Source organism: Methanosarcina sp. 2.H.A.1B.4, from assembly GCF_000979385.1.
Taxonomy (GTDB): Archaea; Halobacteriota; Methanosarcinia; order Methanosarcinales; family Methanosarcinaceae; genus Methanosarcina.
Genome location: NZ_JJOV01000082.1, coordinates 1 through 15,113, shown reverse-complemented (window position 1 = coordinate 15,113; position 15,113 = coordinate 1). Strand labels below are relative to the sequence as shown.

The window sequence follows — 15,113 nt, the reverse complement described above, 5'->3', positions numbered from 1 at the left end:
ATTAGGGAGATAGTAGAAGCAGACAAGACTTCCGGACCTACAATTATTATATGAAAAAACCTATGCTATTTCTATGTCAAGGAAACTACAAGATTCTGCTTTTCGCTTATTGAAGAAAGCATCCGACGAAATCGATAAAGAGCGATATAAAAAAGCCTTTGAAAACCTTGATGAGGTCGAAAAGATCGCAGAAGAGGTAAAAGACCCTGAGATTTCATACCATCTCCTGTTTTTTAAAGGTTTTGCAAAATACAAAATTGACGAACTGGAAGAATCGCTTACACTTTTCGAAAAGGCGCTGGAAATTAGCTGGGAGTTCTTTTCAAAAGAACCGGAAAAAGAAGATTACCAGTCCTTTATAGGAGACACGATTGGAAGTATTGGAGATATACTTTCGAAGTTCGAAGATCCCGAAAAAGCAAAAGAATACATCTATCCGATGAAAGGGATATTTGAAAAAGCGGTCCAGGGCTTTGAGAAATTATTGAAATCAGATCCCGAAAATCCAGGGTACCTGGAAGAATTCCTGCGAACGCTCGAACACATAGGGCTCTGTTTTGAAGCCGGAGAATTAATCGAAGACTCAGTCCCACTTTTTGATAAAAGATATGATGTCATTGAGAAATTGCTCAAAAGTGAAACGGAAATGTCCGAACACCTCAGCAGCCTTGATGATTCGCTTATGAACTTTGGAAGGATCTGCGATGAAGAGGGATATTTAGAAGAGGCAAAGCACGTTTATGACCGGGCAATAGAGATTTGCGGAAAAGTCCTCGATAAAGACCCTGAAAATTCCGAAACCAAAGTTTACCTGAGCTACGCATACCGTTACCTTGCCGCTTTGTATTCGGACCTGGAAAATCTCGAAAAGGCAGAGGAATGCTATAAAGAAGCATTGTGCCTGCTGGAAAGTGAGATAGAAGAGGAGCCTGAAATCATTGAAATTTCTGAAAATATTCCAGTTTCCAAAAACATTCCGTTTTCTATGGCCCTTGCAGATATGTACAAAGACACAGGTTTAATATTTTCAGATACGGAAGATGCCACAAAAGCCAGGGACTACTATACGAAAGCAAGGGAAACTTTCCGGGGGCTGATGGATAAATACCCGGACCTGCTGGGAGACGATGAAAACCTTGCCAGGGCTTTAGATGAACTTGCAGAGCTGTTTTCGGAGATCGGAGACCTTGAAAATGCAGAAACCTGCTATAAGGACGAACTGCAGGTCTATGAAAACCTGCTGCAAAAAGAACCTGAAAACCCTGAATACTCCCTGAAGCTTTCCGATGTATACAGGGAACTTGGAGACATCTTTGCTGAAGATGACGAGATTGAAAAGGCAAGAGCTTATTATGAGAAGGAAATCGAAATATACGAAACCCTTCACCCCACGGACGCCGATAAGCTCATGTTAGAAGCTAATAAGGCTGATACCTGGAACCAGATCGGGAATCTCTATGCAGAAGAGGAGCCTGAAATTGCAATGCATTACCACGAAAGGGCTCTCCCCGTATTTGAAGAAGCCTTCGAATCTGATCCTGAGAACGAGTTTTTCCATGAGGGGCTTCTCGAAACCCTGACCGGTCTGGGACTACTGTTCAAAAACAGTCGAGAATTCGGAAAAGCAATCCGGGAGTATGAAAGGATCCTGGAAGTCCAGAAACAGCTCCTTGAACTGATGCCTCCGGAAAGCTGCCATATGGGCCATGATATGGAACATGAACATGAACATGAACATGAACATGAACATGAACATGAACATGAACATGACCTGGATATGGAAACTACATACTTTGAACTTGGAGTTCTGCATTCCGAAATTGGAGACGAGGAAAAAGCCAGCGACTACCACAGGCAGGCCCTTGAAAGATTTGACCAGATAATTGCCGAACAGTTTGAGGACCCGGAACTCATAATCCTTACATCAAGTAAGGCATTCTTTTTAGGAATGACCCTCCTTGAAAAACTGGAGTCCGAAAATAAAGACTCAAGCATTGCCAGAAAATACTATGAACTTGCCCTCAGAACCATTGAAAAATTATATGAAGCCTACCCGATGAACCTGAAGCTTCAGGAGATGCTTGCCAGTTTTTCCGAACAAATCGGGGACATATACAGGGATGCCGATAAACTGGAAGAAACAATCCCGGAATATGAATATGCATACAGAAGCCTCAAAATCCTGTCTGAAAAAGACCCTGAAAACCCCCTGCACCTCCATCATATGCTTGGAGCTCTGAATAATATCGGGATCGGATATTCGGTTACGGATCAGCAGGAAAAAGGAAAAGAGTGCTTTGAAAAAGCCCTTGCCCTTAACGAAAGCCTGGCAAAATCCGACCCTGAAGACCTTGAGCCCCTGAAAAGAAATATTATGCTTTTCAGCAACTACGCAAATCTCCTTGAAGAACTGGGGGATTCCGAAACTGCAAAAGAATACCGTAAAAAAGCTGAAGAGATCGACGCAAAAATGGCTGAAGAAGACCCGGAATGGGTTTCCCCACTTGAAGACATCTGATGTCGAAACCATAGAAATCTGCGGGCACTCGCTGCCCCATCCTATTTTTTAATCAGCCTCTGAAAAGAGCCGGGCTGCGCTGTCCTACAGGCAGTAAAGGACGGGCTTATTCCTGAGGAACGGCTTGCCAGTTATCACAGGTTAACTGAGGAACTCGTATTCCAGTAGAAAAAATCCGAAATCGGGCTGAAACGGCTTGAAAAAGAGAAATGCAGGGAAATGGAAGTAAACATCAAAAAATCTCGGAAATTTACGGGCAAGCCGTAAGGTGGATGCTTTTTTTCAAATTTTATTTTTGATATTTTATACAGTCCTTGCTGCGAAGTGAACTTTCACAGAACAACCGAATTGCCCGCGTAAGTAAAAAAAGTTAGTGCATCCTCTGGTTGTGATGTTTATGGAAAAATGGGAGCATGTTTATATGATCGTTTAATTGGTCCCAGGGCTCTCACTGGACGCCTTTGGCGTCCAGCTTTTCCAGTCAGAGTTTCGCTTCGGGAACACTAAAGCTGTTTCGTTCACTTTGCCAGCTCAAGCGGACTGAAAAGCCGAGTTTCAAGTCTTATTTATTATTTTTTGATTGTGCTGGTGCATTGCGTGCACTCTATCATCTTCCCGAACGCACCTTATAGTTTTTCATCCAGTTTTTTGATTACATCCTGCATAAGAGACGGCGAGAGCTCAAAATTGAATTTCGGTGGAGCCTCAATACCTGTTTCTAAGCTTATAGTTGAACCGCCAACTTCTCTACCTAATATTACTTTAATATCATCTCTAATTCTAATGCTGGGATATATCAAAATCAGGATGAGAATTAAAAGTAAAATTCCGGCAAAAAAATTGTCTACTGGTATGTGCGGGTAGATGTTCACTTTGGTGGGGACTAAAAGATTCAAAGTGGTATTGTTGGTAGGGGAGGATGTATCATTTAAAGGATAAAATATTTTCGAGGAATGAATGTTTATCTGGGTATAACCCAAAATATTCAAGGTTGTATTGTTGATCGAGAAGGTTGTAGCATTTGAAGAGTTATTGCTATCTAGGTAAGGTGAACTTTTGGATGGATAAATGTCCATCTGGATGGGGACTACAATATTCAGGGTGGTATTGTTGGCCGGGGAATCTGTAGTATTTGAAGACGTATTGATATTTAAGTGACACAAAATAGTGGACGAATAAATGCTAATCCGGATAGGACCTAAAATATTCGAGGTGCTGTTATTAATTAGGAAGGATCCATCTGAAAGTTTTTTGATACTTCTGTCATAAGATATATTTGAATAATGAATGTTCATCTCAACAGAGCTTAAAATATTTGAAGTGGTGTTATTGGTCAGGAAAACTGTATTATTTGAAGAGTTATTGATATTTGAGTCATACAAAATTGTGGACGAATAAATGTTCAGCCGGACAGGACCTATAATATTTAAAGAGCTATTATTGGTTAGAGAAATTATGGGTTTTGTTCCACCAGCGTTTTGCTCACCATCAGTTATATTCCAGGGGTATTCATCCAGAGTTGCAGGTACCGAATTTTCCGGATGTACAAACAATAACAATAAAATACCGAGCGAAATTAAAATGCCGAAAGACCTTCGCTTCCAGGTTTTCACGGGAGAATTAAACCAGTAAGTCCAAAAAGGTGGCTTTATTTCATGCTTCCAGATATTCGTGAGTAAATTTTTGGCAGCCTTTTCGGTTTTTGTGCCTGACCTCAATTTTATACATTCTTGAAGTTTTTCTTTAGCAGTGTTGTAGTCCTGAAGTTTGTAGTAAAAATAGCCCAGGAGATACAGGGCATATGCCTTGATATCTTTGTGGTCGTTGAATTTAGCAAGTTGTGTATTTATTTTTATCACAGATTTTAATTCAGAATCAGTAGAAGTAGCCGATTTTTTAGGATCTCTTGACTCGGGTCCGACATCTATCGTGTTTGAAACCATAGATTTTAGAGCTGATCTAATCCTTTCGAATATCGATTCAAAGTGGAATATTTTCATTGCCAGTGAGTAAAATAATAAAGGAATTTCTTTTTTCAAGACATTCAAGTCTGCTTTTTCGAAGTCTTTGACAACTAATTCTATCAATAAGAATACTGAGATCAATAAGAATACTGAGATTAACAAAAAAAGTATTAATAAGAACAAAATTTTGATCAACATTAAGTTTTGAATAAGACCCCATATCCATTCTAAAAATCCGTTAATCAAGTCAAAAAGTCCCACTTCCAAAATTAAGAATATTGTCAACAAAATAATGAATATTGAGCATATGGATAAGTATTTTCGCATCGATGCATTTCGATGAATTGATTCTGATAATGAATTTCTTTTTATTGCAGGTCTGTTACAAAAATGCAGTACTCTTTCTAGATCAGATATAATCGAAAGAAAATGTTCGTTGGGATTTTGTTCACCGGTTTCTGATGAAGTATTTCCAGAATTTGCTTTTGATTCCTCCGAAGATTCTTCTTTTTCATCACTTTGATCCTTATTAGATTCGTCTCCGTTTTTATCTTCTTCATTAGTTCCAAATTTTTGGCAGAGATATTTTCCGTATACCGACCAGAGGATTAACGTCGGATCTTCAACATCATAGGAAGTTGCTTTTTCAAATGATTCTACTGCTTCGCCATATTTTCCATTTTCGCCCTTTGATTGACCTTCTATCTTTATTCGACCATCTAAGCAATGAACATAAGCTAAACTTATGTCTTCGTCGGTGCTGCCTTTTATAAGATCAAGTGCTTCCTTCACTTCCGTGGAAGCTTTTTCGACACTTCCACTGCTCAAGAAAAGTTCCGCTAAGTTAGCATGTCCTAAAACATTGTCAGAGTCTTCTTGAATTGTGTGTTCAAAAAGTTTTTTTGCTCTGTCTAATTCCCCATACCAGGAAAAAACAACTCCTAAATTGTTGGAGGCACTCGCATTTTTTGGCTCTATTTCAAATGCTTTTTCAAAGGAATTTTTAGCCTCCGATTTCATATCAAGCTTGTAAAGGATGAATCCCTTGTTGCTCCAGGCATCAGCAAAAGTCGGGTTTACTTCGATTGCTTTATCAAAAGCTTCTATAGCCTCATCATATATTTCAAGTTTGTAAAGAGCGAGTCCCTTGTTGTTCCAAGATCTATAAAAATTTGGATTTTTATTTAAAACGTCCTCATAAATCTCTTCTGCTTCACTGTACTGCCCAAATGAATGCAATGCAACACCTTTGTTATGCAGTGCAAGATGATAGTTTGGATTTTTCTCATATGCTCTTTCAAAAGCTTCAATAGCTTTATTGTATTTCTTGAGTTTCAAAAATACATTGCCCTTATTATTCCATGCGAGGAAGAATTCTGAATTTAAAGTTGTAGCTTTATCAAAAGCTTCTATGGCTTTTGCATATTCCACATTACTATCCTGATGTTTTTTGAGCTTTTTTAAAACTTCAGCTAGATTAGAATGAGTAACACCTTTATTATACCAGTGATCTGGATTATTTGGACTCCATTCGGTTAATATCCCAAAGTATTTTATTGATTTTTCCAGAGCGCTCTTTGCTTCTTTACATTTTGTAATCTTCTTTTCACAAGCATTTTTAGATTCTTCTTTAGTTATCGTTTTTCCACAAATACTGTTTGAATCTTCATGTTTTGCAAGTTTGAAAAGAATAGTTCCTTTTTTGAGCCATGCTTTTGCATCTTGAGGCTTGCTTTTAAGGAATTCATCAAGAGATTCAATAGCTTCCTCGTATCTTTGGAGCTCATCCAGAACAAGGGCCTTTTCGTAATATTGGTCAAAATTGTTATATTTTTTGATACAATAGTCATATTTTTCCAGTGATTTTCCTAAAAATTCTGTTGATTTCTGCTTATTAGATTCATTTTGATGAAGTTCCTTATATATAATCCCTTTAAAGTACCATGAGCTGGCAACAATTTTTGTTATCTTTAAATCTTTGTTTTCAAACATTTCGATTAATTTTTGAAATTCATCATCTGATTTATTATAATCTTTAAATTCATAAAAAGAGAGGCCTTTATAATAAAGATTTTCAGCATCTTCTTCGTCTAATCTACTTTCAGTGATATTATGAGAAAATTTATTATATGAATCAAATGATTTTATAACCCATTTAGTATCTGCTTCAGTTTTGGCATCTTCAAAGGCTGCAATTGCATCTTTATATCTTTTTAGATGGTATAAAAGAAATCCTTTCTCAAAGGTACCATTAAAAGAATTTCTGATCTCATTTAAAACCTCATTCAAATCTTCTACATCGTAATAAGAACTATCTACAGCTTCTTCGAAATGTTTCAGAGATATATCGAGATATGCAGATTTTTCTTCAGGATTTCCGTTGCATTTATATAAATTATAATATGATTTACCTAACTGGAAATGAATTTTTCCTTTATTTTCTGAATGATTTTGACTCTCCTCCAAAGCTTTTTGAAAATCATCTATAACCTCTTTTATTTGATCCTCACTCTTCACTTGGAGGTTTTTTTCTAAATAATTCTTATAGGCACGATTTAATTGGTAATACCCGTCTTTATTATTTTTCTAACTTTGTTGATTTTGACTGAAAGCCTCATTTAAATCATTTATTGCTTTCCTTGATAGTTGTTTATCATCTTTGAGACAAAGCGTCTTTACAAAAGCTCTATAATAATGAGAATTAGATAAAACTTCGTGATTATTTGTTCCTGAGCTGATCGCATCATTGAAGGCGTTTTTAGCGCCTTCATAATCTTTAATTTGATATAACAAAATGCCCTTTTTATAATAATATCGACCTTTAAGATCAGGCTCTAATGAACATTTCTCCTATATTTGATCAAAAACTTTCCTAGCTTCGTCAAATTTTTGTTTTGCTTCCTCAAAACTTTGTTTCTTCGCGCACTGTATTCCAAGTTCATAAAGAGAGATGGCTTTGAAGCAAAGAGCTTTTACTTTTACATTCTCTTCCCCTATACCTTCCGCTGCCTTCGAAAAGAACTTTATGGCGTCTTCGAATTTTTTATTCTTATAAAATTCACAGGCCTTTTCCAAATACCAATCTGCTCTGCTCATTGGACCTTCAAATCCGCACCTTCTTCTTATGATATTGCATAATTTATATTTTGCATAGATATTAATCAATGGAAATTCTTTTCCTTATCTAAAATAGCTATAAGCATTCTGAAAAAAGCGTTCAAAGCAAATGTTGAATTGGAAATAGATGTTTAGGCTTAAAAAACAGTTTAAAAACGGGTTAATTCATAATATCACATCCCCTTCAACTCTCCAACATGCTCCAGTATCCGCCCTTCGATCTCCTCTATCTTCTCAATGATCACTTCCGGCTTCTCATACCTGACCTCTTCATACTCGATCTCTTTGTACCGGGAAATGGACAGGTCATAATTGTTCGTCTTTATCTCCACCGCAGGCACGTAGAAGCATTTCTCCTTCCGGTTGCTCGGGTTTTCTTCTCTCCGCTTCCTGAACCGCTCAATGATATCCGGAATATCTCCTTTCCTGTATGTGGGCGTGCGCTTGTCGTTCAGGGAATACCCTTCGGCTTCCATGTCGTAGAACCAGACCTTTTCCGTGCTCCCGCCTTTTGTGAAAATGAGCACCGCCGTTGAGACTCCGGCGTAGGGCTTGAAGACGCCTGACGGCATTGAGAGAATTCCTTCAAGCTAGCAGGTCTCGCCTCAGTTCAAATTCGTGGGTTGCTGCAAGTACTCCATCTTCAAAAATTGCAGCATGGTAATGATGGGGGAATTTTCAGGTCCTTTCGAGATTTGCAGGTCGAGGGGGCGATAATCCAAAATAACCACCTATTTAATCAGTTATAAGTGATCTTTAATAAATTTTGGGAAATTACCTTTTTCAAAAGTCAAATTTATGTTGTGGCAGAAAAGCTTGAAAAATAGACATTGAAATATAATAAAAATGTTTTTAGCTTGAAAAACCTGAATAAAAATCTCCTCCCCCACTATGGAAAGTTAAGCCAAAGAGCATCCCTTTCTATTTCTCCTGACAGCGCAATGCCTAAAAGTAAAACCCCTTTCTTAATTATACATTTACGGACAAAGGGATGTTAATTCAAATTCTTTTTCATACGGAGGGATTTAAACGGCAAGCAAAGTCTATTTTGCAGACCTGAGGGCACAAAACCCCCGGGATAACAAAATAAGTAAGATACAGAGGCTTTTTGATGCTGCAGGTTTTGTAGAACTTTTAGGGGTAGACGACCTGACAGCAATCAAGATCCATTTTGGGGAATACGGAAACGACGGGTATATCAACCCGGTCTTTGTCCGGCAGGTGGTTGAAAAGATCCGGGCAGCCGGGGCAAAACCTTTTGTTACGGACACAAATACCCTTTATTCCGGGAGCCGGCATAATGCAGTCGACCACCTGACGACAGCCATTGAGCACGGTTTTGATTATTCGGTCATCCGGGCTCCTCTCATAATCTCGGATGGGCTAAGGAGCCAGAACGTCGCAGAGGTCGAGATAAGGCAGAAGCACTTCAAGACCGTGAAAATCGGGTCCGACATCGTTGCAGCCGACTCCATGATCGTGATGTCCCACTTCAAGGGGCACATCGTAGCAGGGTTCGGGGGTGCGATCAAGAATCTGGCAATGGGCTGTGCGCCTGCAGCAGGCAAAAAGGACCAGCACTACCCCACAAGCCCCCACGTTGTTGAAGCAAAGTGCATCGCCTGCGGGAAATGCGTGGAAATCTGCCCTGTGGGAGCTGCATCCCTTGAAGGTGAAGTCTCCAGGATCGACCCCGTCGTCTGTATCAGCTGCGGGCAATGCATGGAAGTCTGCCCCGAAAGCGCTATCGACCTTAACTGGGAACAGGACATCCCCGAATTCCTGGAGTGCCTGACCGAATACGCATACGGCGCCGTAAAAGGAAAAGAGGGCAGGGTAGGCTATATCAATTTCCTGCTCAAAATCACCCCGGACTGCGACTGTGTGCCCTGGAGCGACGCCCCAATCGTGCCTGACATTGGAATCCTTGCATCAACCGATCCCGTGGCCCTGGACCAGGCAAGCTACGACCTTGTGAACAGGCAGAAAGGGCTTGTGGGCTCTGCTCTTCACTGCAACCACGAAGCTGGAGCTGACAAGTTCAAGGGGGCCTGGCCTAAAGTAGACGGCACCCACCAGCTTGAATATGCTGAAAAAATAGGATTTGGAAGCAGGGATTACGAGCTTGTTGAGATTTGAGTTAAATGATGTTTGAGTAACTCTTTCTCATTATTTGTTTAATTTTTTGTGCTTTTGAGGGAGATTAACTTAGCAGGTCACGTGGTTCAGCAGGTCACATGAAACATTGCAATTACCCTGCCTTTGTCTTTGTTCCAGAGTTTGATTGCTTTCGGGGTTGGAAGGGGTTTGACCTTGCAGTCTTTTTTTCTGAAATATTTCTTTGCTTTTTTCGAAAGCTCTACATAGCCGGTCTGTCCAGTCCCCATGATGAGCTTCTCTGCCCCCTTTTCGTAAATGTATTTCGCTTCGGCAAGCGAGATTTTATGGGATGTCCCGTAGAGTTTTTTCGAGAGCTTTTTCCTGCGCTTTTCGACCTGTCCGTCCAGGCGAATTAGGATGTCGGGCCCGAAGGTCTTTCTTTTGACCGTAATCGAACCGAACCTTGTGGAATTTATCTCTGGTTTCATGATAATCCTCTTTCAAAACAAAAAGATCTGCTCCGGACACCGAAACAAGGGCCTCTGCAGGAAGAGAAGACGGCAGGTAATATTGTGTATGAGACCACAGGCTTATTACCCTGCAGGAAACAATTGCACAGCACAAACAGGACACAATATTGTTACATCCATTTTGTTACACCCATTTTCATAATCCCATAGTCTGGAACAGGGGGTTCCGTATAATGATTCAAGAAGCCATGTTTTACGAAAAGCTTGCCGAAAACAAAGTCCGCTGCAGCCTCTGTGCCCACCGCTGCAAAATCAACCCCGGAAAGCGGGGGATCTGCGGAGTAAGGGAAAACTGTGAGGGAACGCTCTTTTCCCTGGTTTACGGAGCAGTTGCAAGCGAGTCAGTTGCACACATCGAACAAAAGCCTCTTTATCACTATTACCCCGGCTCCGTCGCCTATTCCGTCGGGACCATAGGCTGCAACTTCAGGTGCAGGCACTGCCAGAACTGGACGCTTTCCCGGGCTTCTCCGGAAGATGCTGACCTGGGGACGCTCAGCCCCTCCCAGCTTATTAACCAGGCTAAAATGGCAGGGTGCCAGTCAGTCTCCTGGACCTATAACGAGCCCACCGTCTGGTATGAGTATACTTACGACGGGGCAAAACTTGCAAAGGAGGCGGGACTCGGGACAAGCTATGTGACAAACGGATACATTACCCCCGAAGCCCTTGAGCAGATCGCCCCTTACCTGGATGCCTTCAGCGTGGACATAAAGGCTTTTTCCGAAGAGTTCTACCATGGCGTTGCCAGTGCAAAACTGGCTCCTGTCCTCGAAGCCACCCTGCTTGCAAAGAAACTCGGAATCCATGTGGAGGTCGTAAACCTGGTCATCCCCACCCACAACGATTCTCCTGAAGAAATCAGGGAACTTTCCCGCTGGGTTTACGAAAATCTAGGGAGGGATACCCCTCTTCACTTCAACCGCTTCCACCCTTACTACGAGATGAAGGACCTGCCTCCAACGCCAGTGGAAACGTTGGATAGGGCACGCTCGATTGCACTTGAGGAAGGGATGCGTTTTGTATATGTGGGCAATGTACCCGGACACCCCCATGAGAATACTTACTGTCCCGAATGCGGGACCTTGCTGATTACAAGGGGGTTTTTTGAGGTACAGGAATACAACCTCACCTCAGAGAAGGCCTGCCCGAAATGTGGGGAGAAGATCCCTATTGTGGGTGAGTATGCCGGAAACAGGAACCATATTCAGAATGTAGAAAATAGGGACCATATTCAGAATGTAGAAAAGGAACCATATTCAGAATGTAGAAAATAGGGACCATATTCGAATATAGAAAACAGGTGAACTAAGAGTATCCTTTTAAGATCAAGTTTAGTTGATTTATCCTCAAATCTATTTTTTAAAAAGATACATATAGAAGATTCCTCCAGTTAATATATGATATAATATTACCCAATTTTACTGGAGGTGAATGTGAGTGACCATCTGGGAATACGATGTTAAAGAGATTAGGTTCAGTGAGTGGTCAAAGACAAAAGAAGACCTTAACCACTTTGGGGTTGAAGGCTGGGAACTGATCAAGTTTTCAAACGAGATCGATGAAAATGGCATGATCACAGCTGTTTTCAAAAGGCCGGTTGATTACGTTGATGCAGCCTTCTAAAACTCTTTTTTCTTTCTATCAAAAATTCGGAAGAGTTATTCTTTTACTCTTTTATTCTTTCTCATCCATTTTCAGCTTGCCGTAAAAGCCTCAATTGCCTTCTAACTCAGGTAATTGTGGCATATTAAAGCCAGAATTTGATTTTCAGCATTCGGTTCTTTATTTTCAGGTCATTTTTCAGATCATTTATCAGGTCATTTTTCAGGTTATTTTTCAGTTCTTATTTTCAGGTTATTTTTCAGGTTATTTATCAGGTCATTTTTCAGATTATTTTCAGGTTATTTTTCAGATTATTTTCAGGTTATTTTTCAGATTATTTTCAGGTTTTTTGTTTTACTGCCGGTTCAATTCTCTTCGAACGCATGATTTCCTGAGAGTAACACCTTCAGTTAACGGCGTTTACTTGTCTTGCTATAAGAAAAATCTTTTATCTTATTAAATATTACAATATATTCGCAAAATAATAATTTTAGGGGTAAATGCATCGGGAGTTCTTTTAAGGGCTTGAAATTATCCGGATTTTGATCTCCTGCATTAAGTCCTTTAAAATTGAGGCGCTGACAACAGGTTCCAGATAATCTGTACGTTAAAACCTCTCCATCTAACTGTCCCCCATTTTAACTATCTTCAACTAAACTGTCCGCTCATCGATCTATATTCTATCAAAAGTTCATTCGTTAAGTTTTCTCCCATCAAAAATTGAGGATTATCTATGAATCGAAATTTCAAGTTCATATTGATCATTTGTATGCTGTTTGCCGTAATCGGAGCAAGTGCCTGCATAGGTGAAGAAAAAGACGGGACTGCAAAAGGCGCAGGTTCCGGAGAAAACTCCCAGGAGCTTGTCGTGGGTATAGGTACGGATGTCAACAACTGGTACCTTGACATGTTTGCAGCGGGTGATGCACGTTTTGTCTGGTCTCAGGTCTATGAAACCCTTGTGAGGCTTGATTCAGACCTGAACGTTATCCCCGGGCTTGCGGAATCCTGGGAAACCCCTGATGACGGAAAGACCTGGATCTTCCACCTGCGCGAAAATGTGACTTTCCATGACAGGACTCCCTTTGATGCGGATTCGGTTGTTTTCTCTTATTCCAACCAGTCCTATGTAAGGCAGGCAGTCTTAAAACCTGTTCAGAGCGTGGAAGCTCTCGATACTCACACTGTCAAATTCGTCCTGAAAAAACCAATGCCTCTACCTTTCTACCTGACCCATGTAGCCTGGCCTGTAATGGGACCGGGTTGTCTTGACGCCGAAGGGAATTTTGTCAAACCAGTAGGTACCGGGCCGTTTAAGTTTGAAACGCAGGCAAAGGACCAGGAAATAGTGCTCACAAGAAATGAAGCCTACTGGGGAGAAAAGCCGCTGCTTGATGAAGTTACTTTCAAGGTAATCCCGGAGGCGGCTACCAGGGTTATTGCCCTTGAGACCGGCGAGGTGGACATGGTCATTAAGGTCCCGGAGTACGATGTAAAAAGGCTCGAAGCCGAAGAGGGCATCCAGGTCCACAGGAAACTTACGACCTTCACGGACTTCCTGCAGTTCAACTGCGACAAATCCCCCTTCAATGACACGAGAATACGCCAGAGTGTTGCTTATGCAGTCGATACTGAAACTCTCGTAAACGAAGTGCTTGAAGGCATCGGGGAGCCGGCAGGCGGAAGGCCCTATTCTCCTGTAATGATGTACTCCGACCCTGACCTTAAGACATATACGCAGGACCTCGATAAGGCGAGGGCTCTCCTTGAGGAAGCCGGATGGAAAGATTCTAATGGGGACGGGATTGCAGAAAAAGATGGAAAACCCCTCCATATGTCCCTTATAGTGAGTAAGGGAGTCTGGGCAACCAGGCATAACCCTATGGCTCAGGTTGTGCAGGGGACCCTTCGAGAAGTTGGAATGGATGTCGAAATCAAGGTGCTTGACGAAGGAGCCATAAGCAAACTCGAAAGCACAGGGGACTTTGGTATGATACTCAGAAGCGGCTATTTCGTCTGGGGGCCCTACCCGAAGCACTTCTTCGTGCACCGTTCCGGAAGCCCTTATTCTCATTACCAAAATGAGACCTATGACAAGCTCGTCGATGCAGCCGATATGACTATTGATACACAGAAGCAGGAAGAACTCTACCATTCCCTGCAGGACTTTGTGATAGAAGAAGTTCCGGCTTTTTACCTTGTGCATGAGGAAAAGGTCGTTGCAACCGGCCCTTCGGTAAAAGGCTATACCATAAGCTCTGAAGACCCCTGGCTGAACCTTTCAGGAGTCTACCTGGAAAGGAAGTGAAACTGGAAAAGAAGTGAAACTGGAAAAGAAGTGAAACTGGAAAAGAAGTGAAACTGGAAAAGAAGTAAAGATTAAAGCCCGGAAGATACCCATGTGGAAGTACATAGCAAAGCGCCTCGCAATGGTTTCCGTCGTAATAGCGGGAGTCACGCTTGTAGCTTTTTCTGCGATGTACCTTGCTCCCGGCGACCCTGCAGAGGTTATAGCCCTGGCAAGGTATGGGGAAGACCTGAGCGCCAGCCAGGTTGAAACCCTGAGGGAAACGGAAGGGCTTGATGCTCCTGTGCATGTGCAGTACCTCATATGGCTTGGCCACCTGCTCCGTCTGGACCTTGGGAAATCTCTCGTGACCTCAGAAGATGTCCTAACCGAAATCCGCCAGAAACTGCCTGCAACTGCAGAACTTGCAATTGCCAGCCTGCTGATTTCCCTTTTAATCGCCCTGCCTGCAGGGATCCTGAGCGCACTCAGGAAAAACACCCTGCTTGACAAAAGCTGCATGTTTGTTTCTCTGGTAGGCGTTTCTATCCCGAATTTCTGGCTTGGACTTCTTCTGATCTGGCTTTTTGCCCTGACCCTCAACATGCTCCCCAGTTACGGTTACGGAAGCCTGAAACACATTGTTCTTCCTGCCCTTACCCTTGGCACATCTATGTCTGCGGTTACTGCAAGGCTTACCCGCGCAAGCCTTCTGGAAGTACTGGGGCAGGAATATATTGTGGCTGCCCGCGCCAGAGGTTTTGACGAACGTACCATCCTTTTCCGGCATGCCCTGAAAAACGCTTTTCTTCCGGTTGCCACATTTGCAGGAATGCAGTTTGGCTACCTTCTTGGAGGAGCCGTGGTTGTAGAAACCATCTTTTCCTGGCCCGGTATTGGAAAACTTCTTGTTGACTCGATCTTTGCGATGGATTTTTCCATGGTCCAGGGCTGTGTCCTTTTTATTGCAGTGCTTTTTTCCTTCTCCAGCC

At 41.8% G+C, this 15,113-nt stretch carries 11 protein-coding genes and 1 pseudogene; 7 read left to right on the top strand and 5 right to left on the bottom strand.

All coding sequences use genetic code 11. The features are described 5' to 3' along the window. Positions 1 to 109 precede the first annotated feature (109 nt). Positions 110 to 2,518 (top strand): tetratricopeptide repeat protein, encoded by a 2,409-nt coding sequence (locus EO92_RS13260; RefSeq protein ID WP_048172284.1) that lies wholly within the window; start codon positions 110 to 112, stop codon positions 2,516 to 2,518. A gap of 626 nt (positions 2,519 to 3,144) precedes the next feature. On the opposite strand, the gene EO92_RS13255 is transcribed toward EO92_RS13260, so the two are convergent. Further along, positions 3,145 to 6,024 carry a tetratricopeptide repeat protein gene (locus EO92_RS13255; RefSeq protein WP_369793156.1) on the bottom strand — a complete coding sequence of 960 codons (2,880 nt, stop codon included), beginning with the start codon at positions 6,022 to 6,024 and terminating at the stop codon, positions 3,145 to 3,147. A 72-nt stretch (positions 6,025 to 6,096) separates the two neighbouring features. Here EO92_RS13255 and EO92_RS18995 point away from each other — a divergent pair, with 72 nt between their 5' ends. Further along, complete coding sequence (locus EO92_RS18995; protein ID WP_369793155.1) at positions 6,097 to 6,144, top strand: hypothetical protein; 48 nt, start codon at positions 6,097 to 6,099, stop codon at positions 6,142 to 6,144. Between the two features lie 18 nt (positions 6,145 to 6,162). Here EO92_RS18995 and EO92_RS18990 read toward each other — a convergent pair. From EO92_RS18990 to EO92_RS13245, 3 genes and pseudogenes are all read right to left on the bottom strand, one after another. Beyond that, positions 6,163 to 6,474 (bottom strand): annotated as a pseudogene (locus EO92_RS18990) (hypothetical protein); the annotation flags it as partial. An 858-nt stretch (positions 6,475 to 7,332) separates the two neighbouring features. Next, complete coding sequence (locus EO92_RS13250; protein WP_048172279.1) at positions 7,333 to 7,578, bottom strand: tetratricopeptide repeat protein; 246 nt, start codon at positions 7,576 to 7,578, stop codon at positions 7,333 to 7,335. Positions 7,579 to 7,772: 194 nt separating this feature from the next. Beyond that, on the bottom strand, positions 7,773 to 8,180 hold the full coding sequence (locus EO92_RS13245) for an N-6 DNA methylase (protein WP_255350350.1): 408 nt from the start codon (positions 8,178 to 8,180) through the stop codon (positions 7,773 to 7,775). Between the two features lie 475 nt (positions 8,181 to 8,655). Here EO92_RS13245 and EO92_RS13240 point away from each other — a divergent pair, with 475 nt between their 5' ends. Then, positions 8,656 to 9,738, top strand: coding sequence for a DUF362 domain-containing protein (locus EO92_RS13240; protein WP_048172275.1), 1,083 nt, complete (start codon positions 8,656 to 8,658; stop codon positions 9,736 to 9,738). An 86-nt stretch (positions 9,739 to 9,824) separates the two neighbouring features. Here EO92_RS13240 and EO92_RS13235 read toward each other — a convergent pair whose 3' ends face one another. After that, complete coding sequence (locus tag EO92_RS13235; RefSeq protein ID WP_048172273.1) at positions 9,825 to 10,187, bottom strand: MTH938/NDUFAF3 family protein; 363 nt, start codon at positions 10,185 to 10,187, stop codon at positions 9,825 to 9,827. Positions 10,188 to 10,402: 215 nt separating this feature from the next. Here EO92_RS13235 and amrS point away from each other — a divergent pair, with 215 nt between their 5' ends. The 4 genes from amrS to EO92_RS13215 all read left to right on the top strand — a co-directional run. Further along, positions 10,403 to 11,506 carry an AmmeMemoRadiSam system radical SAM enzyme gene (gene amrS / locus EO92_RS13230; protein ID WP_048172271.1) on the top strand — a complete coding sequence of 368 codons (1,104 nt, stop codon included), beginning with the start codon at positions 10,403 to 10,405 and terminating at the stop codon, positions 11,504 to 11,506. A gap of 163 nt (positions 11,507 to 11,669) precedes the next feature. Then, positions 11,670 to 11,855, top strand: a complete 186-nt coding sequence (locus tag EO92_RS13225) for a hypothetical protein (protein WP_048131752.1) — start codon at positions 11,670 to 11,672, stop codon at positions 11,853 to 11,855. 712 nt (positions 11,856 to 12,567) lie between these two features. Continuing rightward, on the top strand, positions 12,568 to 14,142 hold the full coding sequence (locus EO92_RS13220; RefSeq protein ID WP_048172269.1) for an ABC transporter substrate-binding protein: 1,575 nt from the start codon (positions 12,568 to 12,570) through the stop codon (positions 14,140 to 14,142). A 91-nt stretch (positions 14,143 to 14,233) separates the two neighbouring features. Then, positions 14,234 to 15,113: ABC transporter permease (locus tag EO92_RS13215; protein WP_048172266.1), on the top strand; the 880-nt coding region annotated here is incomplete at its 3' end.

Excerpts from the sequence above, each read along its gene's own strand:
- EO92_RS13235 (WP_048172273.1), bottom strand. The coding sequence starts at position 10,187 with ATGAAACCAGAGATAAATTCCACAAGGTTCGGTTCGATTACGGTCAAA.
- amrS (WP_048172271.1), top strand. The coding sequence starts at position 10,403 with ATGATTCAAGAAGCCATGTTTTACGAAAAGCTTGCCGAAAACAAAGTC.
- EO92_RS13220 (WP_048172269.1), top strand. The coding sequence starts at position 12,568 with ATGAATCGAAATTTCAAGTTCATATTGATCATTTGTATGCTGTTTGCC.
- EO92_RS13250 (WP_048172279.1), bottom strand. The coding sequence starts at position 7,578 with ATGAGCAGAGCAGATTGGTATTTGGAAAAGGCCTGTGAATTTTATAAG.